The 18,097-nt window shown below is 70.3% G+C and carries 15 protein-coding genes; 14 read left to right on the top strand and 1 reads right to left on the bottom strand.

Features of this window, described 5'->3' with window-relative positions; translation table 11 throughout:
- The 12 genes from WQO_RS08225 (at position 1) to WQO_RS08170 (ending at position 12,679) form a co-directional block, all read left to right on the top strand.
- A complete protein-coding gene (locus WQO_RS08225; protein ID WP_010057887.1) occupies positions 1–1,422 on the top strand; it encodes a UDP-N-acetylmuramoyl-tripeptide--D-alanyl-D-alanine ligase in 1,422 nt (473 codons plus the stop codon).
- On the top strand, positions 1,419–2,489 hold the full coding sequence (mraY, locus tag WQO_RS08220) for a phospho-N-acetylmuramoyl-pentapeptide-transferase (protein WP_010057888.1): 1,071 nt from the start codon (positions 1,419–1,421) through the stop codon (positions 2,487–2,489). The genes WQO_RS08225 and mraY overlap by 4 nt, the downstream gene beginning before the upstream one ends.
- Positions 2,471–3,913: a UDP-N-acetylmuramoyl-L-alanine--D-glutamate ligase gene (gene murD, locus WQO_RS08215; protein ID WP_193407177.1), complete on the top strand. Its 1,443-nt coding sequence runs from the start codon at positions 2,471–2,473 to the stop codon at positions 3,911–3,913. Before mraY ends, murD begins: the two co-directional genes overlap by 19 nt.
- A gap of 64 nt (positions 3,914–3,977) precedes the next feature.
- Positions 3,978–5,423 (top strand): putative lipid II flippase FtsW, encoded by a 1,446-nt coding sequence (gene ftsW, locus WQO_RS08210; protein ID WP_010057892.1) that lies wholly within the window; start codon positions 3,978–3,980, stop codon positions 5,421–5,423.
- A gap of 6 nt (positions 5,424–5,429) precedes the next feature.
- Positions 5,430–6,518, top strand: coding sequence for an undecaprenyldiphospho-muramoylpentapeptide beta-N-acetylglucosaminyltransferase (gene murG, locus WQO_RS08205; RefSeq protein WP_010057894.1), 1,089 nt, complete (start codon positions 5,430–5,432; stop codon positions 6,516–6,518).
- A 62-nt stretch (positions 6,519–6,580) separates the two neighbouring features.
- Positions 6,581–7,375, top strand: coding sequence for a cell division protein FtsQ/DivIB (locus WQO_RS08200; protein WP_010057896.1), 795 nt, complete (start codon positions 6,581–6,583; stop codon positions 7,373–7,375).
- Positions 7,376–7,651: 276 nt separating this feature from the next.
- Complete coding sequence (gene ftsZ, locus WQO_RS08195) at positions 7,652–8,875, top strand: cell division protein FtsZ (protein ID WP_010057897.1); 1,224 nt, start codon at positions 7,652–7,654, stop codon at positions 8,873–8,875.
- Entirely contained in the window at positions 8,872–9,615 is a 744-nt protein-coding gene (gene pgeF / locus WQO_RS08190; RefSeq protein ID WP_073821437.1) for a peptidoglycan editing factor PgeF, read from the top strand. Before ftsZ ends, pgeF begins: the two co-directional genes overlap by 4 nt.
- A 3-nt stretch (positions 9,616–9,618) precedes the next feature.
- The gene (locus WQO_RS08185; RefSeq protein WP_010057899.1) at positions 9,619–10,338 is read left to right on the top strand and encodes a YggS family pyridoxal phosphate-dependent enzyme; all 720 of its coding nucleotides are present in this window, start codon (positions 9,619–9,621) and stop codon (positions 10,336–10,338) included.
- A 125-nt stretch (positions 10,339–10,463) separates the two neighbouring features.
- Positions 10,464–11,105 carry a cell division protein SepF gene (locus WQO_RS08180; RefSeq protein ID WP_010057900.1) on the top strand — a complete coding sequence of 214 codons (642 nt, stop codon included), beginning with the start codon at positions 10,464–10,466 and terminating at the stop codon, positions 11,103–11,105.
- 91 nt (positions 11,106–11,196) lie between these two features.
- Positions 11,197–11,481: a YggT family protein gene (locus WQO_RS08175; RefSeq protein WP_006123846.1), complete on the top strand. Its 285-nt coding sequence runs from the start codon at positions 11,197–11,199 to the stop codon at positions 11,479–11,481.
- Between the two features lie 49 nt (positions 11,482–11,530).
- Entirely contained in the window at positions 11,531–12,679 is a 1,149-nt protein-coding gene (locus WQO_RS08170) for a DivIVA domain-containing protein (RefSeq protein WP_029182033.1), read from the top strand.
- Between the two features lie 365 nt (positions 12,680–13,044).
- Here WQO_RS08170 and ileS read toward each other — a convergent pair whose 3' ends face one another.
- Entirely contained in the window at positions 13,045–16,188 is a 3,144-nt protein-coding gene (gene ileS, locus WQO_RS08165; RefSeq protein ID WP_010057907.1) for an isoleucine--tRNA ligase, read from the bottom strand.
- Positions 16,189–16,752: 564 nt separating this feature from the next.
- On the opposite strand from ileS, the gene WQO_RS08160 reads away from it, so the two are divergent.
- Entirely contained in the window at positions 16,753–17,418 is a 666-nt protein-coding gene (locus WQO_RS08160; protein ID WP_010057908.1) for a TraR/DksA family transcriptional regulator, read from the top strand.
- 59 nt (positions 17,419–17,477) lie between these two features.
- A complete protein-coding gene (gene lspA, locus WQO_RS08155) occupies positions 17,478–18,068 on the top strand; it encodes a signal peptidase II (RefSeq protein ID WP_010057909.1) in 591 nt (196 codons plus the stop codon).
- Positions 18,069–18,097 lie beyond the last annotated feature (29 nt).

Genomic DNA, 18,097 nt, shown 5'->3' with positions numbered 1-18,097 from the left:
GTGATCACCCTTTCCCTCGCCGAGATCGCCGAAATCGTCGGCGGGCAGCCGCACGACATACCGGACCCGGCAGTCACCGTGACCGGACCCGTCGTCATCGACTCCCGCGAGGTCGCGCCCGGCAGCCTGTTCGCCGCGTTCGCCGGCGAACGGGTCGACGGCCACGACTACGCCCAGCGCGCCGTCGAGGCGGGCGCGGCAGCCGTGCTGGCGGCCCGCCCCGTCGGCGTTCCGGCGATCGTCGTGGACGATGTCGTCGGCGCGCTCGGAGCCCTCGCCCGGGCCGCCGTGGAACGCCTCGGCACCAGCGTCGTCGCCCTCACCGGCTCGGCGGGCAAGACGTCCACCAAGGACCTGATCGCGCAGCTCCTCCAGCGCCACGGCCCGACCGTCTGGACGCCCGGCTCCCTCAACAACGAGATCGGGCTGCCGCTCACCGCCCTGAGCGCCACCGCCGAGACCGAGCACCTGGTCCTGGAGATGGGTGCCCGCGGCATCGGCCACATCCGCTACCTCACCGAGCTGACCCCGCCCCGGATCGGCCTGGTCCTCAACGTCGGCTCCGCGCACCTCGGCGAGTTCGGCAGCCGGGAGGCCATCGCCCAGGCCAAGGGCGAGATGGTCGAGGGCCTGCCCGAGGACGGCTGCGCCGTGCTCAACGCCGACGACCCGCTCGTCCGCGCCATGGCCTCGCGTACCAAGGCCCGCGTCCTGCTCTTCGGAGAAGCCCCCGAAGCGGACGTACGGGGCGAGAAGGTCCGGATGACCCCCGACGGGCGGCCCGCGTTCGAGCTCCACACACCCACCGGGTGCAGCGACGTGACCATGCGCCTGTACGGTGAGCACCACGTGTCGAACGCGCTCGCCGCGGCCGCCGTCGCCCATGAGTTGGGCATGTCCGTGACCGAGATCGCCGATGCGCTCTCGGAGGCGGGCACCCTCTCCCGCTGGCGCATGGAGGTCACCGAGCGCGGGGACGGTGTGACGGTTGTCAACGACGCCTACAACGCGAACCCCGAATCCATGAGAGCCGCACTGCGTGCGCTGGCCGCCATGGGCCAGGCCCGAGGGGCCGACGGGGGACGCACCTGGGCGGTGCTCGGCCAGATGGCCGAGCTCGGTGACGCGTCGCTCGCCGAGCACGACGCGGTCGGACGGCTCGCCGTCCGGCTCAACGTCAGCAAGCTCGTCGCTGTCGGGGGGACAGAAGCCTCCTGGCTGCAACTGGGCGCATATAACGAGGGTTCGTGGGGTGAGGAGTCGGTGCACGTGTCCGACGCACAGGCGGCCGTCGACCTGTTGCGCAGTGAACTGCGCCCGGGAGACGTCGTGCTGGTGAAGGCGTCCCGGTCGGTCGGCCTGGAGAAGGTCGCCCAGGCACTGCTGGAGAACTCGACCGAGGGCGAGGTCGCCGGCCGATGAGGCAGATCCTCTTCGCGGGGGCCATCGGGCTCTTCCTGACCCTGGTCGGTACCCCGCTGCTGATCAAGCTGCTGGCCCGCAAGGGCTACGGGCAGTTCATCCGGGACGACGGCCCGCGCACCCACGGCAGCAAGAAGGGCACGCCCACGATGGGCGGCATCGCCTTCATCCTGGCGACGATCATCGCGTACCTGCTCGCGAAGATCATCACGGGTGAGGACATCCGCTACTCCGGTGTCCTCGTGCTGTTCCTCATGGCGGGCATGGGCCTCGTCGGCTTCCTCGACGACTACATCAAGATCGTCAAGCAGCGTTCGCTCGGTCTGCGGGCCAAGGCGAAGATGGCCGGACAGCTGATCGTCGGCATCGCGTTCGCGGTGCTCTCGCTCCAGTTCCCCAACTCGATGGAATACACCCCGGCCTCCACCCGGCTCTCGTTCGTCGAGGACTTCGGCTGGTCGATCGGCCCGGTGCTGTTCTGCGTCTGGGCGCTGTTCATGATCCTCGCCATGTCCAACGGCGTGAACCTCACCGACGGCCTCGACGGTCTGGCCACCGGCGCCTCGGTCATGGTCTTCGGCGCCTACACCTTCATCGGCCTCTGGCAGTTCCAGGAGTCCTGCGCCAACGCGGACAACCTGACCAACCCCAGCGCCTGTTTCGAGGTGCGCGACCCGCTCGACCTCGCCGTCGTCGCCGCAGCCCTGATGGGCGCCTGCTTCGGCTTCCTGTGGTGGAACACCTCGCCCGCCAAGATCTTCATGGGCGACACCGGCTCGCTCGCCCTCGGCGGCGCGCTCGCGGGCCTCGCGATCCTGTCGCGCACCGAGTTCCTGCTCGCCATCCTCGGCGGCCTCTTCGTGATGATCACCATGTCCGTGGTCATCCAGGTCGGTTCGTTCAAGATGACCGGCAAGCGCGTGTTCCGCATGGCGCCGCTCCAGCACCACTTCGAACTCAAGGGGTGGTCCGAGGTCCTTGTCGTGGTCCGCTTCTGGATCATCCAGGGCATGTGCGTGATCGTCGGACTCGGCCTCTTCTACGCGGGATGGGCAGCCAAGAAGTGAGCACCGTGGACTGGCAGGGCAAGCACGTCACCGTCGCCGGGCTCGGCGTCAGCGGAATCCCCGCTGCCCGCGCCCTGCACGAGCGCGGCGCGCTCGTCACCGTCGTCAACGACGGCGACGACGAACGCGCCCGCGCGCAGGCGGCCGAACTGGAGGCGCTCGGCATCACCGTGCGCCTCGGCGACGGCGCGACCCTGCCGCCGTCCACGGAACTCGTCGTCACCGCCCCCGGCTGGCAGCCGGACAAGCCGCTCTTCCTGGCTGCCGCCGAGGCGGGCGTCCCGGTCTGGGGCGACGTCGAACTGGCCTGGCGCCTGCGCGGCGACAACGGCAAGAAGGCCGCCCCCTGGCTCGCGGTCACCGGAACCAACGGCAAGACCACGACCGTACGCATGCTGGCCTCCATCCTGGAGGCGGCGGGCCTGCGCACCGCGGCCGTCGGCAACATCGGCGTATCGCTGCTGGACGCGGTGCTCGGCGAGACGGAGTACGACGTCCTCGCCGTCGAACTCTCCAGCTACCAGCTGCACTGGGCGCCCTCCCTGCGCGCCCACTCCGCCGCCGTCCTCAACCTGGCCCCCGACCACCTCGACTGGCACGGCTCGATGGAGGCGTACGCCGCCGACAAGGGCCGGGTCTACGAGGGCAACACCGTGGCCTGCGTCTACAACGTCGCCGACCCGGCCACCGAGGACCTGGTCCGCGAGGCCGACGTCGAGGAGGGCTGCCGCGCCATCGGCTTCACCCTCGGCGCCCCCGGCCCCTCCCAGCTCGGCGTGGTCGACGGCATCCTCGTCGACCGGGCGTTCGTCGCCAACCGCCAGAAGCAGGCGCAGGAACTGGCCGAGGTCTCCGACGTCAACCCGCCCGCCCCGCACAACATCGCCAACGCCCTCGCGGCCGCCGCCCTCGCCCGCGCCTTCGGCGTCGAGCCGGCCGCCGTACGCGACGGGCTGCGCGCCTTCCGGCCCGACGCCCACCGCATCGAACACGTCGCGGACATCGGCGAAGTCGCCTACGTGGACGACTCCAAGGCCACCAACACCCACGCCACCGAGGCCTCGCTGGCCGCCTACGACTCCATCGTCTGGATCGCGGGCGGCCTCGCCAAGGGCGCCACCTTCGACGAGCTGGTCACCGGCGCGGCCAAGCGGCTGCGCGGCGTCGTGCTGATGGGCGCCGACCGCGCCCTGATCCACGAAGCCCTGACGCGACACGCCCCGGAGGTCCCGGTGGTCGACCTCGAACGGACCGACACTGGGGCGATGTCCGAAGCGGTCGCGCGGGCCGCCGAGCTCGCCCGGCCGGGCGATACGGTACTGCTGGCCCCGGCCTGTGCCTCGATGGACATGTTCACCAACTACAACAAGCGGGGCGAGGCGTTCGCGGACGCGGTCCGCGCACGCGCCGACGAGAGCGCCTGACCGACCGGGCCTCCGCGGCCGGGGTCACGGGCCCCGGGCACGAGCAGTGGAGGGGACAGCGACAATGCCGGCCGACGAGAGATTCGCCGTACGGCGGGAGAGCGCACGGGCCTCGGTACCCCGCCCCCTCACCGCGGCGCCCGCCCCCGCAGGCGTACCCCTGCCTCCCGGGCTCGCCCTGCGCGGACGGCTCGCCACCGGCGCCCGGCGCCCCGAGACACCCCGTGGCTCCGGACGCGGCGGGTCCGGCTCCCGTACCCCGCGCTCCGGGCGCGACGGCGGACCGCGCCGGGCCTACGAGCGGGCGCGGCGGGCCTGGGACCGGCCCCTGACCGCCTACTACGTGATCCTCGGCTCCAGCCTCCTGATCACCGTGCTGGGCCTGGTGATGGTCTACTCCGCCTCGATGATCAAGGCGCTGGACATCAGCAAGCCCGCGACGTACTTCTTCGGCAAGCAGTTCCTCGCCGCCGTCATCGGGGGCGGGCTGATGCTGATCGCCGCCCGGATGCCGGTGAAGCTCCACCGGGGCCTCGCCTACCCGATACTGATGGTCACCGTCTTCCTGATGGTCCTGGTCCAGGTGCCGGGGATAGGGATGTCGGTCAACGGCAACCAGAACTGGCTCTACCTGGGCGGCCCGTTCCAGCTGCAGCCCAGCGAGTTCGGCAAGCTGGCCCTCATCCTGTGGGGGGCGGACCTGCTGGCCCGCAAGCAGGACAAGCGGTTGCTGACGCAGTGGAAGCACATGCTCGTGCCGCTCGTCCCGGTCGCCTTCATGCTGCTCGGACTGATCATGCTCGGCGGCGACATGGGAACAGCGATCATTCTCACGGCGATCCTGTTCGGTCTGCTCTGGCTGGCCGGCGCCCCCACCCGCCTCTTCGCCGGGGTCCTCGGCTTTGCCGCGGTCCTCGCGTTCCTGCTGATCAGGACCAGCCCCAACCGGATGTCCCGGCTCGCCTGCATGGGCGTCAGCGAACCCGATCCGGAGGGCGGCTGCTGGCAGGCCGCCCACGGAATCTATGCTCTGGCGTCCGGCGGATGGTTCGGTTCCGGGCTGGGTGCGAGTGTGGAAAAATGGGGCCAACTCCCGGAACCCCACACGGACTTCATCTTCGCGATCACCGGTGAGGAACTGGGTCTGGCGGGGACGCTGTCCGTGCTCGCCCTCTTCGCGGCTCTAGGCTATGCGGGTATCCGCGTGGCCGGACGCACGGAGGACCCCTTCGTACGGTATGCCGCGGGAGGCGTGACCACGTGGATCACGGCCCAGGCCGTGATCAACATCGGTGCGGTGCTCGGCCTGTTGCCGATCGCCGGGGTCCCGCTCCCGCTGTTCTCCTACGGGGGATCGGCCCTGCTGCCGACGATGTTCGCGGTCGGGCTGATGATCGCCTTCGCACGGGAGGACCCCGCGGCGAAGACGGCCCTGGCCATGCGGAAGCCCGGGGTGAGATGGAAGACGATGAGACGGCGCGTCAAGAAGCGTTCGTCCGGAGAGCGGTGAATTTCGGTGCATGTCGTACTCGCCGGCGGGGGGACCGCCGGACACATCGAGCCCGCGCTTGCCCTCGCAGACGCCCTGCGCAGGCAGGACCCGACCGTGGGAATCACGGCCCTCGGCACGGAACGCGGCCTGGAGACCAGGCTCGTACCCGAGCGGGGGTACGAGCTGGCGCTCATCCCCGCCGTCCCGCTGCCGCGTAAGCCCACGCCCGAACTGATCACCGTCCCGGGCCGGCTGCGCGGCACGATCAAGGCCGCCGAGCAGGTCCTGGAGCGCACGAAGGCGGACTGCGTGGTCGGCTTCGGCGGCTATGTCGCCCTGCCGGGCTACCTGGCCGCCAAGCGCGTCGGCGTACCGATCGTCGTCCACGAGGCCAACGCCCGCCCGGGCCTGGCCAACAAGATCGGCTCGCGGTACGCCCACGGGGTCGCCGTCTCCACCCCGGACAGCAAGCTGCGCGGCGCCCGCTACATCGGCATCCCGCTGCGCCGCACCATCGCCACCCTGGACCGGGCCCGGGTCCGTCCGGAGGCCCGCGCCGCCTTCGGCCTCGACCCCAACCTCCCCACGCTGCTGGTCTCCGGCGGCTCGCAGGGCGCACGCCACCTCAACGAGGTGGTCCAGCGGGTCGCGCCGCTGCTCCAGCGCTCGGGGATCCAGATCCTCCATGTGGTGGGCCCGAAGAACGAATTGCCGCGAATCGACAACATGCCCGGGATGCCGCCCTACATCCCGGTACCGTACGTGGACCGGATGGATCTCGCGTACGCCGCGGCCGACATGATGCTCTGCCGCGCGGGCGCGATGACCGTCGCCGAACTCTCCGCCGTCGGGCTCCCCGCCGCCTACGTCCCGCTGCCCATCGGCAACGGCGAACAGCGGCTCAACGCCCAGCCGGTGGTCAACGCCGGCGGCGGCCTGCTGGTGGACGACGCGGCGCTCACCCCGGAGTGGGTGCAGTCCAACGTCCTGCCGGTGCTGTCGGACCCCCACCGGCTGTACGAAATGTCCCGCGCCGCCGCCGAGTTCGGCCGGCGCGACGCCGACGACCTGCTCGTCGGCATGGTGTACGAAGCGATTGCCGCGCGCCGCTAGGCGTACGGCGCGATGCGGTGCGGACCCGGGGCGGGCGTCCCGGGTCCGGCGAAGGAGCGAGCGTGGCCGGACCGACGACCGCCCAGCGCGGCGCACCCGGACGGGCGGACACCTCCGCCCGCCCGCCGCACATCGGCCCCGAGGGGCCCCGGATCAGCCGCCGTGCCCTGCTGATCCTGATCGGGGCCGCGGCCGCCCTGCTCACCGCGTTCGTGATCTGGGCGCTCTACGGCTCCTCCTGGCTCCGCGTCGAGAAGGTCACCACGAGCGGCGTCGAGGTCCTGACCCGCGAAGAAGTGGAAGCGGTTGCCGCGACGCCGGTCGGCGCCCCGCTGGTCTCCGTGGACACCGACGGGATGGAACGCCGGTTGCGCCAGAAGTTGCCTCGTATCGACAGAGTTGATGTCGTTCGGTCCTGGCCGAACGGAATCGGCCTTAAGGTGACGGAGCGGAAGCCGGTGCTTCTGGTCGAAAAGGGCGGGAAGTTCGTGGAAGTGGACGCCAAGGGCGTGCGCTTTGCCACCGTGGACCGGGCCCCGAAGGGCGTGCCCCTGTTGGAGCTGAAGCCCGAACCGTCCGCGAGCCTCCGCCGCTTCGGCGGTGACCGTCTGTTGCGGGAAGCGGTCCGGGTCACCGGCGACCTTCCCGCCGCCGTCGCCAAGGACACCGAGGTCGTCCGGGTCACCTCGTTCGACGCGATCTCCTTGCGGCTCACCCGGGACCGCGAGGTGATCTGGGGCAGCGGCGAGGACGGCGCGGCGAAGGCGCTCATCCTCTCCGCGCTCATGAAGGCTGAGCCCAAAGCGGGACAGTTCGACGTAACCGCTCCCACCGCCCCGGCGGTATCGGGCAGTTGACGGGCATTTGTGCTGGCCAGCCCCCTGGTTGGTCAGCGCTACGGGTGATCACATAGGGTGAAAAGAAAAACGGGAGGTTCGGCGTGTTCGTTGAACGTGCGCCACTTGTCGACTTAGTGTCCTGTTCGGAAGAGTCCAGGAAGCAGACACACTGGTAACCCTAAACTTGAACGTTAGGGTTTGGGTCGGCGTTCGGACCGTCCCCATCGACATCAGTCGTCGCCGCGGGGCCACCGCAGAGCGACGACACGTAACTCGAGGCGAGAGGCCTTCGACGTGGCAGCACCGCAGAACTACCTCGCAGTCATCAAGGTCATCGGTGTCGGCGGCGGTGGTGTCAATGCCATCAACCGAATGATCGAGGTCGGCCTCAAGGGCGTCGAGTTCATCGCGATCAACACGGACGCACAGGCCCTGTTGATGAGCGACGCCGACGTCAAGCTCGACGTCGGCCGCGAACTCACCCGGGGCCTCGGCGCCGGGGCGAACCCGGCCGTCGGTCGTAAGGCGGCAGAGGACCACCGTGAGGAGATCGAGGAGGTCCTCAAGGGGGCCGACATGGTCTTCGTCACCGCCGGCGAAGGCGGCGGCACCGGCACCGGCGGCGCACCCGTCGTCGCCAACATCGCGCGCTCGCTGGGCGCCCTGACGATCGGCGTGGTCACCCGCCCGTTCACCTTCGAGGGCCGGCGACGCGCGAACCAGGCGGAGGACGGCATCGCCGAGCTCCGCGAAGAGGTCGACACCCTCATCGTCATCCCCAACGACCGCCTGCTGTCCATCTCGGACCGTCAGGTCAGCGTGCTCGACGCGTTCAAGTCGGCCGACCAGGTGCTGCTCTCGGGTGTCCAGGGCATCACCGACCTCATCACCACCCCCGGCCTGATCAACCTCGACTTCGCCGACGTCAAGTCGGTCATGTCCGAGGCCGGATCGGCGCTCATGGGCATCGGCTCGGCGCGCGGCGACGACCGCGCGGTGGCGGCCGCGGAGATGGCGATCTCCTCGCCCCTCCTGGAAGCCTCCATCGACGGCGCCCGCGGGGTTCTGCTCTCCATCTCCGGCGGCAGCGACCTCGGTCTCTTCGAGATCAACGAGGCCGCCCAGCTGGTGAGCGAGGCGGCCCACCCCGAGGCCAACATCATCTTCGGCGCCGTCATCGACGACGCCCTGGGCGACGAGGTCCGGGTCACCGTGATCGCAGCGGGCTTCGACGGCGGACAGCCGCCGGCCCGCCGGGAGAACGTCCTCGGTGCGAACAGCACCAAGCGCGAGGAGCCGGCCACCCCGGCCCGGTCCGCCCCCGAGGCCGCGCGCCCGTCCGGCGGACTCGGTTCCGTACCCCCGCGCGAGGAGAGCCCGGCCCCGGCCGAGCCCGCCCCCACGTCGGCTTCGAGCGAGAGCGCGCTGCCGCCCGTCTCTCCGCCGCACGTCCCGCCGGCCCGTCCCTACCAGGACACCCAGGCCGAAGAGCTGGACGTACCGGACTTCTTGAAGTGATAGATCAGCACCGGACGGCAACCGTCACGGGCAGCGCTCACTTCGCCTTCACCGACCGGTGGGGCGGAGTGAGCGCCGCTCCGTACGGCGAACTCAACCTCGGCGGCGCGGTCGGAGACGACCCCGCCGCCGTCGGCGCGAACCGGGAGCGTGCCGCGCGCGACCTCGGTATCGACCCGGCGCTCGTCGTCTGGATGAACCAGGTGCACGGCCGGGACGTCGCGGTGGTGGACGGACCCTGGGGTGCGGACGCTGAGATTCCGGCCGTGGACGCGGTGGTGACCGCCCGGCGCGGGCTGCCGCTCGCGGTCCTCACCGCAGACTGCACCCCCGTCCTGCTCGCCGACCCGGTCGCCGGAGTCGCCGGGGCGGCGCACGCGGGGCGGCCGGGACTGGTCGCCGGAGTCGTTCCGGCGGCGGTCGAGGCCATGGCCGCGCTCGGCGCACACCCCTCCCGGATCATCGCCCACACCGGACCGGCCGTCTGCGGACGGTGCTATGAAGTGCCGGACGCGATGCGGGCCGAGGTCGCCGAGGCCGTCCCCGGCACCTGGTCCGAGACCAGCTGGGGAACCCCGGCGGTGGACGTCACCGGCGGAGTCCACGCCCAGCTCGCCGCCCTCGGCGTGACGGACCGGCACTCCTCGCCGCACTGCACCCGGGAATCGGGCGACCACTTCTCGTACCGCCGCGACCGCACCACCGGGCGGCTCGCCGGATATGTCTGGTTGGACGGATAGGGCATGACGGACCGTAAGGCAGAACTCGCGGCGAATCTCGCGCAGGTGGAGGAAAGGATCGTCTCCGCCTGTGCCGCCGCGGGGCGCAAGCGGGAGGAAGTGACCCTGATCGTGGTCACCAAGACCTACCCCGCGAGCGATGTGCGGATCCTGCATCAGCTCGGGGTGCGCCATGTCGCGGAGAACCGTGACCAGGACGCCGCCCCCAAGGTCGCCGCTTGTGCGGATCTTTCGCTGACATGGCACTTTGTCGGACAATTGCAGACGAACAAGGTTCGCTCCGTGACCAGTTATGCCGATGTGGTGCAGTCGGTGGACCGCGCCAAGCTGGTCACCGCCCTCTCCGCCGCCGCGGTGCGCGGGGATCGCGAACTCGGCTGTCTGATCCAGGTCGCCCTGGACGCGGAGAGCGGTGAGCGCGGTGAGCGCGGCGGTGTCGCGCCGGACGGCGTCGAGGAGTTGGCGGTCGCGGTCGACGCGGCCCCCGGGCTCCGGCTCGACGGGCTGATGACCGTGGCACCCCTGGCCGGGGAGTACGCCGGCCGGCAACGGGCCGCGTTCGACCGGCTGATGGAAATCTCATCCCGCCTGCGCGCCGGTCATCCGGCTGCGAACATGGTCTCCGCTGGTATGAGCGGGGATCTGGAGGACGCGGTGGCGGCCGGAGCGACACATGTACGCGTCGGTACGGCGGTACTCGGAGTCCGACCCCGGCTCGGGTAACGTCGCGAAGCAAGTCGGACCACAGCAGAAAATATGGTCATTCCCACTTCTAGCGGGCAGACCACAGTGGATCGCTGGCACTTGGTGACGAATGCCGATCCACCACAGAGCGGAGGACTCGGAGCATGGCCGGCGCGATGCGCAAGATGGCGGTCTACCTCGGCCTCGTGGAGGACGATGGGTACGACGGTCCGGGGTTCGACCCCGATGACGAATTCGAACCTGAGCCGGAGCCCGAGCGCGACCGGCGGCGGCACCAGCCCCCGCACCAGGTGGAGCGGGAACGGGAGCGCGACCGCGAGCGTGAGCGCGAAAGGGACGAACCGGTACGAGTGGTGCAACCACCCGCCCAGCGAGAGCCGGTTCAGCTCCCCGCGGAAAGCGTGCGACCCGCCCGGATCGCACCCGTGGCATCCATCACACCTGAACGCCCGAACATGGAGAAGAACGCACCGGTGATCATGCCCAAGGTCGTGTCCGAGCGGGAGCCGTACCGCATCACCACGCTGCACCCCAGGACCTACAACGAGGCCCGTACCATCGGGGAACACTTCCGTGAGGGCACTCCGGTGATCATGAATCTCACGGAGATGGACGATACGGACGCGAAGCGACTTGTCGACTTTGCCGCGGGACTCGTCTTCGGTCTCCATGGCAGCATTGAACGCGTGACGCAGAAGGTGTTCCTGTTGTCGCCTGCTAACGTCGATGTCACGGCGGAGGACAAGGCCCGCATCGCAGAGGGCGGATTCTTCAACCAGAGCTGAGAACACGACACCGGGAACGACCCGGCCGCAAGGCCGGTGCCGGCCGCGAGGCCGGAGCTGACGAGAGCCAGGGGAGAGGGAAGCGCGAGACATGGGCGTCGCACTGGATGTGGTCTATATCGCGCTGATGTGTTTCCTCATCGTGCTGATCTTCCGGCTGGTCATGGACTATGTCTTCCAGTTCGCACGTTCATGGCAACCCGGCAAGGCGATGGTGGTCGTACTTGAGGCCACCTACACTGTCACCGATCCACCGCTCAAGCTTCTGCGGCGGTTCATCCCGCCGCTGCGTCTCGGGGGCGTGGCACTCGACCTGTCCTTCTTCGTTCTGATGATCATCGTCTACATCCTGATCAGCGTTGTGGTCAGGTTGTGAGCGATACGGTCTTGCCGACTGCCGACGACTACGTAGAGGTGAAGAAGAGATGCCGTTGACCCCCGAGGACGTGCGGAACAAGCAGTTCACGACCGTCCGCCTCCGAGAAGGCTATGACGAGGACGAGGTCGATGCCTTTCTCGACGAGGTCGAATCGGAGCTGACCCGTCTGCTCCGTGAGAACGAGGACCTGCGCGCCAAACTGGCCGCTGCGACGCGCGCCGCCGCGCAGAACCAGCAGCAGCAACAGCAGCAGGGTATGCGCAAGCCCCCGGAGCAGCAGGACCGCCCCGGTGCGCCCGTTCCCGCCGCCATATCTGGACCGCCGCAGCAGCAGCAGCCCCCGCAGATGGGTCCGCCCCAGCTGCCCGGTGGCGCGCCGCAGCTGCCCGCAGGTCCCAGCGGCCACGGCCCCCAGGGTGGCCACGGTCCCGGTCCGCAGGGCCCGCACGGCCCCGGCCCGATGCAGGGCGGTCCCATGGGTGGCCCGATGGGCGGCCCCATGGGTCAGCACCCCCAGCAGCAGATGCAGCAGATGCAGCCGCCGCAGATGCAGCAGCAGGGGCAGGGCCCCGGTGGCGACAGCGCCGCCCGTGTCCTCTCGCTCGCGCAGCAGACCGCCGACCAGGCGATCGCGGAGGCCCGTTCCGAGGCCAACAAGATCGTCGGCGAGGCGCGCAGCCGCGCCGAGGGCCTGGAGCGCGACGCGCGTGCCAAGGCCGACGCCCTGGAGCGGGACGCGCAGGAGAAGCACCGCGTGGCGATGGGCTCGCTGGAGTCGGCCCGCGCGACGCTCGAGCGCAAGGTCGAGGACCTGCGTGGCTTCGAGCGCGAGTACCGCACGCGGCTGAAGTCCTACCTGGAGAGCCAGCTGCGCCAGCTGGAGACCCAGGCGGACGACTCGCTCGCCCCGCCGCGGACGCCGGCCGCCGCTTCGCTGCCGCCGTCCCCCTCGCTGGCTCCGGCCGGTGCGGGTGCGATGGGGCACTCCATGGGCGGCTCCACCCACGGTGGCCACGGCGGCCAGCAGATGGGCGGCGGTCAGTCGATGGGCAGCGGACCGTCCTACGGTGGCCAGCAGCAGATGTCGCCGGCCATGACGCAGCCGATGGCGCCGGTGCGGCCGCAGGCGCCGCAGCCGATGCAGCAGGCTCCTTCACCGATGCGTGGGTTCCTGATCGACGAGGACGACAACTGAGCGGTGCGCGCTCGCTGAGCGCGTAGCCGTCGGCAGGCTGAGGGCCGGGCCCCGGGTTTTCCCGGGGCCCGGCCCTTTGCCGTGGGCGGGGGCCCGGGCCCCTTTGCCCTCAAGCGCCGGGCGGGCTGGGTTTCGGGGCTCCGCCCCGGACCCCGCTCCTCAAACACCGGAGGGGCTGAAAATGCCCGGCCTCGGCTTCTCGGGTGCGGGAGGGTACATCCAGCCCGTCCGGCGCTTGAGGACATCTTCTGAGCCCCGCCGGCGATTGAGGCGCGGGGGTTCGGAGGCGGAGCCCCTGAGCGGGGATGCGGAAGGGCCCGCCGGGATCCTTCCCGGCGGGCCCTTCCCCTTCGTGCGGGCTACCCCTACCGCTTGCGCAGGCGGAACGTCAGCCCCAGGCCCTCGTCCTCGAACGGCGTGCCGTACGTCTCGTCCGCCTCGCCCTCCGCGTAGTCCACGGCCAGGACCTCCTCGGAGATCAGGGGGGCGTGCTCCGTGAGGGCCTCCGCCGTTGCCGGGGACGTCGTCGTCCAGCGGACGGCGATGCGGTCCGCCACATCCAGGCCGCTGTTCTTGCGGGCCTCCTGGATCAGGCGGATCGCGTCACGGGCCAGGCCCGCCCGGCGCAGCTCGGGAGTGATCTCCAGGTCCAGGGCCACCGTCGCGCCCGAGTCCGAGGCGACCGACCAGCCCTCGCGCGGGGTCTCCGTGATGATCACCTCGTCGGGGGTGAGGGTGATCAGCTCGCCCTCCACCTCCACCGACGCCGTGCCTTCGCGCAGGGCCAGGGAGAGCGCTGCCGCGTCCGCGTTCGCGACCGCCTTGGCCACCGCCTGCACGCCCTTGCCGAACCGCTTGCCCAGCGCCCGGAAGTTCGCCTTCGCCGTCGTGTCGACCAGCGAGCCGCCCACCTCCGAGAGCGAGGCGAGGGATGTGACGTTCAGCTCTTCCGTGATCTGCGCCCGCAGCTCGGGGGAGAGCGAGTCGAAGCCCGTCGCCGCCACCAGCGCGCGCGACAGCGGCTGGCGCGTCTTCACGCCCGACTCGGCGCGCGTCGCGCGGCCCAGCTCCACCAGGCGGCGCACCAGCGCCATCTGGGAGGAGAGGGTCGGGTCGATCGCCGCAACCTCCGCCTTGGGCCAGGACGCCAGGTGCACCGACTCCGGGGCGTCCGGTGTGACCGGCGTGATCAGGTCCTGCCACACCCGCTCCGTGATGAACGGGACCAGCGGGGCCATCAGCCGGGTCACCGTCTCGACGACCTCGTGCAGCGTGCGCAGTGCCGCCTTGTCGCCCTGCCAGAAGCGGCGGCGCGAGCGGCGTACGTACCAGTTGGAGAGGTCGTCCACGAACGCCGAGAGCAGCTTGCCGGCGCGCTGGGTGTCGTAGCTCTCCATCGCGACGGTCATCTGGTCGACCAGCGCGTTGAGTTCGCTCAGCAGCCAGCGGTCCAGGACCGTGCGGTCCGCCGGGGCCGGGTCGGCCGCCGACGGGGCCCAGGACGAGGTACGTGCGTACAGGGCCTGGAAAGCCACCGTGTTCCAGTACGTCAGGAGCGTCTTGCGGACGACCTCCTGGATCGTGCCGTGGCCCACCCGGCGTGCTGCCCAGGGGGAGCCGCCCGCCGCCATGAACCACCGCACCGCGTCCGCCCCGTGCTGGTCCATCAGCGGGATCGGCTGGAGGATGTTGCCCAGGTGCTTGGACATCTTGCGGCCGTCCTCGGCGAGGATGTGGCCCAGGCAGACCACGTTCTCGTAGGACGACTTGTCGAAGACCAGCGTGCCGACCGCCATCATCGTGTAGAACCAGCCGCGGGTCTGGTCGATGGCCTCCGAGATGAACTGCGCCGGGTAGCGGCTCTCGAAGATCTCCTTGTTCTTGTACGGGTAGCCCCACTGCGCGAACGGCATCGAACCCGAGTCGTACCAGGCGTCGATGACCTCCGGGACGCGGTACGCCTCCAGCTGGCAGTTCTCGTGCGTGCAGGTGAAGGTGATCTCGTCGATGAACGGACGGTGGGGGTCGAGGGACGACTGGTCCCGGCCCGTCAGCTCCGTCAGTTCGGCTCGCGAGCCCACGCACGTCAGGTGGTCGTCCTCGCAGCGCCAGATCGGCAGCGGCGTGCCCCAGTAGCGGTTACGGGACAGCGCCCAGTCGACGTTGTTGTTCAGCCAGTCGCCGAAGCGGCCGTTCTTGACCGAGTCCGGGAACCAGTTGGTCTTCTCGTTCTCTTCAAGAAGACGGTCCTTGATGGCCGTCGTCCTGATGTACCAGGAGGGCTGCGCGTAGTAGAGCAGCGCCGTGTGGCAGCGCCAGCAGTGTGGGTAGCTGTGCTCGTAAGGGACGTGGCGGAAGAGCTTGCCGCGCGCGTCCAGGTCCGCGGTGAGCGTCTCGTCGGCCTTCTTGAAGAAGACGCCGCCGACCAGGGGGAGGTCTTCCTCGAATGTGCCGTCGGGGCGGACCGGGTTGACCACCGGGAGGCCGTACGCACGGCAGACCTGGAGGTCGTCGGCGCCGAACGCGGGGGACTGGTGGACCAGACCCGTACCGTCCTCGGTGGTGACGTACTCGGCGTTGACCACGTAGTGGGCCTCGGCCGGGAAGTCGACGAGGGTGAAGGGGCGCTCGTACGTCCAGCGCTCCATCTCCGCGCCGGTGAACGACTGGCCGGTCACCTCCCAGCCCTCGCCCAGCGCCTTCTCCACCAGCGGCTCGGCGACGACGAGCTTCTCCTCGCCGTTCGTCGCGACGACGTAGCGGACCCCGGGGTGCGCGGCGACCGCCGTGTTGGAGACCAGCGTCCACGGCGTGGTCGTCCAGACCAGGAGCGCAGCCTCGCCGGCCAGCGTGCCGGAGGTCAGGGGGAAGCGGACGAAGACCGACGGGTCGACGACCGTCTCGTACCCCTGGGCCAGCTCGTGGTCGGAGAGGCCCGTGCCGCAGCGGGGGCACCAGGGGGCGACCCGGTGGTCCTGGACCAGCAGGTCCTTGGTGAAGATCTCCTTGAGCGACCACCACACGGAGTCCACGTACTCCGGGTCCATCGTGCGGTAGGCGTCGTCCAGGTCGACCCAGTAGCCCATGCGGGTCGTCAGCTCGGCGAACGCGTCGGTGTGCCGGGTCACCGAGTCACGGCACTTGGCGTTGAACTCGGCGATGCCGAACGCCTCGATGTCCTTCTTGCCGTTGAAGCCCAGCTCCTTCTCCACCGCGAGCTCGACAGGCAGGCCGTGACAGTCCCAGCCGGCCTTCCGGCCGACGTGGTAGCCCTGCATGGTGCGGAAGCGGGGGAAGACGTCCTTGAAGACGCGGGCCTCGATGTGGTGGGCGCCCGGCATGCCGTTGGCGGTGGGCGGGCCCTCGTAGAAGACCCACTCGGGGCGGCCCTCGGACTGGTCGAGGCTCTTGGCGAAGACCTTGTTCTCCCGCCAGAAGTCGAGCACGGCGTGCTCCAGCGCGGGCAGGTCGACCTGGGCGGGTACCTGGCGGTACTGCGGCGATGTCATGTGCGGCTTCCTCCAACGGATGTCTTCCACTTCCGTCGGAGGGACGAGAGCGTCTCGGCTCCCGCGGTACCACCCTCCTTGGCCCCGGGCGCAGCCCGTGGCCCCCTCATTGGGGTCGCGATGCCGGGTCTAGTGGCCTGGGTGTCCGTGGGCGTGACCCACGTGTCCAAGGCGTTCTTCCGGCGGCTCAGGGGTGATCTTCACATCGCGCTCGCCCCCGGGCTCCCACCGTCCCCGGGTCGCTGCTGGCTGCGTACGGCGCTACTCGTCCCGTCGATGCCTCTCGCTGGGGCCAGTGTACGGGCCCGTACGGGCGACGGCCGACCGGTTTACCGGGGGCGCGTGGGCGTGACCCGAGTGGCGGGACGGGGTAGGAGCACTTCCCGGCGAGGCGCGGGGGCCGGATTACCGGGCGGGGAGCTGGGAACAACGGAGGCAGGCGCGCCACGACCGGACACGGGGGAGGGGAGAGGGCGGCGTGCCCCGTTGCCGCGGGGCTGGAGTCGATTTATCGTCCCAGCACGATTCGCGAGCAAGATCACAATATGTGAAGGGGCCGCGGCCATGGTGGCGAAGAAGGCAGCGAAGAAGACGGTGAAGAAGGCCGCCGCCAAGAAGACCGCGGCCAAGAAGGCGGCGGCCGGCGACAAGCCCGCCGCCAAGAAGAGCACCGCCAAGAAGACCGCGAAGAAGGCCGCACCGGCGGCCACGGAGGCGGCCCGCGCCGCCGAGCAGACGGGAGCCCCCACGGTGGTAGCCAAGAAGAGCGCGAGTCGTCCCGCAGCAGGCGCACAGGCCACGGCCCCGGTGCCGCCCGCCCGTGCCGCCGCCCCGGACGAGCTGGCCGTCCGGCCCGGGGAGGACCCCTGGACGCCCGAGGAGGTCACCGAGGCCCGCACCGTGCTGACCAGCGAGATCCTGCGGCTCCGTACGGAGCTGGAGACGTCCGGCGCGGCCCTCGCCGGGCTGATGCGGGACTCCGGCGACGGCGCGGGCGACGACGAGGCCGACACCGGTACCAAGAACATCACCCGCGAGCACGAGCTGGCCCTGGCCGCCAACGCCCAGGAGATGCTGGAGCAGACCGAGCGGGCGCTCGCCCGGCTGGAGGCGGGGACGTACGGGCTCTGCGAGATCTGTGGCAAACCGATCGGCAAGGCGCGCATGCAGGCCTTCCCCCGGGCCACCCTGTGCGTCGAGGACAAGCAGAAGCAGGAGCGGCGCGGCTGATCCGCACAGGTGTGTCGTACCCTCATCCGAAGGCAGGCACCTAGGGTTGAGGGACTTACGTGGCAGAGGCGGAGCGCATCATCGGTACGCCGGACAATCCCGAGGCCGAGGGCACGGACGAGGGCGGCAGCACGGCCGCAGACGCCGACGTCAACGCGGGCCGGGGCAAGCGGAAGGTCCTCGTTCTCCTGAGCGTGGCCGTCGTGGCCTATCTGCTCGACCTGGTCACGAAGATGATCGTGGTCGCCAAGCTGGAGCATCAGCCGCCGATCGACATCATCGGCGACTGGCTGCAGTTCCGGGCGATCCGGAACGCGGGCGCCGCGTTCGGGTTCGGCGAGGCGTTCACCGTGATCTTCACCATCATCGCCGCCGGCGTGATCGTGGTGATCGTCCGGCTGGCCCGCAAGCTCTACAGCCTGCCGTGGGCCATCGCCCTGGGTCTCCTCCTGGGCGGTGCGCTCGGCAACCTCACCGACCGGCTCTTCCGGGCACCCGGCGTGTTCGAGGGCGCGGTGGTCGACTTCATCGCCCCCAAGCACTTCGCCGTCTTCAACCTCGCCGACTCCGCCATCGTCTGCGGCGGCATCCTCATCGTGATCCTGTCCTTCAAGGGCCTGGACCCCGACGGGACCGTCCACAAGGACTGACCGGGCTGCACGGGGAGCGTGTCGCGCAA

The organism is Streptomyces globisporus C-1027 (assembly GCF_000261345.2).
GTDB classification, from domain to species: domain Bacteria; phylum Actinomycetota; class Actinomycetes; order Streptomycetales; family Streptomycetaceae; genus Streptomyces; species Streptomyces pakalii.
The sequence above is the reverse complement of the archived record's forward strand: the minus strand, read 5'-3'. Positions and strand labels throughout refer to the sequence as shown.

What these genes read in the sequence shown, in the direction of transcription:
- WQO_RS08180 (WP_010057900.1), top strand. Translation starts at nt 10,464, where the DNA reads ATGGCCGGCGCGATGCGCAAGATGGCGGTCTACCTCGGCCTCGTGGAG.
- WQO_RS08160 (WP_010057908.1), top strand. Translation starts at nt 16,753, where the DNA reads ATGGTGGCGAAGAAGGCAGCGAAGAAGACGGTGAAGAAGGCCGCCGCC.
- ileS (WP_010057907.1), bottom strand. Translation starts at nt 16,188, where the DNA reads ATGACATCGCCGCAGTACCGCCAGGTACCCGCCCAGGTCGACCTGCCC.
- mraY (WP_010057888.1), top strand. Translation starts at nt 1,419, where the DNA reads ATGAGGCAGATCCTCTTCGCGGGGGCCATCGGGCTCTTCCTGACCCTG.
- WQO_RS08175 (WP_006123846.1), top strand. Translation starts at nt 11,197, where the DNA reads ATGGGCGTCGCACTGGATGTGGTCTATATCGCGCTGATGTGTTTCCTC.
- WQO_RS08185 (WP_010057899.1), top strand. Translation starts at nt 9,619, where the DNA reads ATGACGGACCGTAAGGCAGAACTCGCGGCGAATCTCGCGCAGGTGGAG.
- WQO_RS08170 (WP_029182033.1), top strand. Translation starts at nt 11,531, where the DNA reads ATGCCGTTGACCCCCGAGGACGTGCGGAACAAGCAGTTCACGACCGTC.
- murD (WP_193407177.1), top strand. Translation starts at nt 2,471, where the DNA reads ATGGGCAGCCAAGAAGTGAGCACCGTGGACTGGCAGGGCAAGCACGTC.
- ftsW (WP_010057892.1), top strand. Translation starts at nt 3,978, where the DNA reads ATGCCGGCCGACGAGAGATTCGCCGTACGGCGGGAGAGCGCACGGGCC.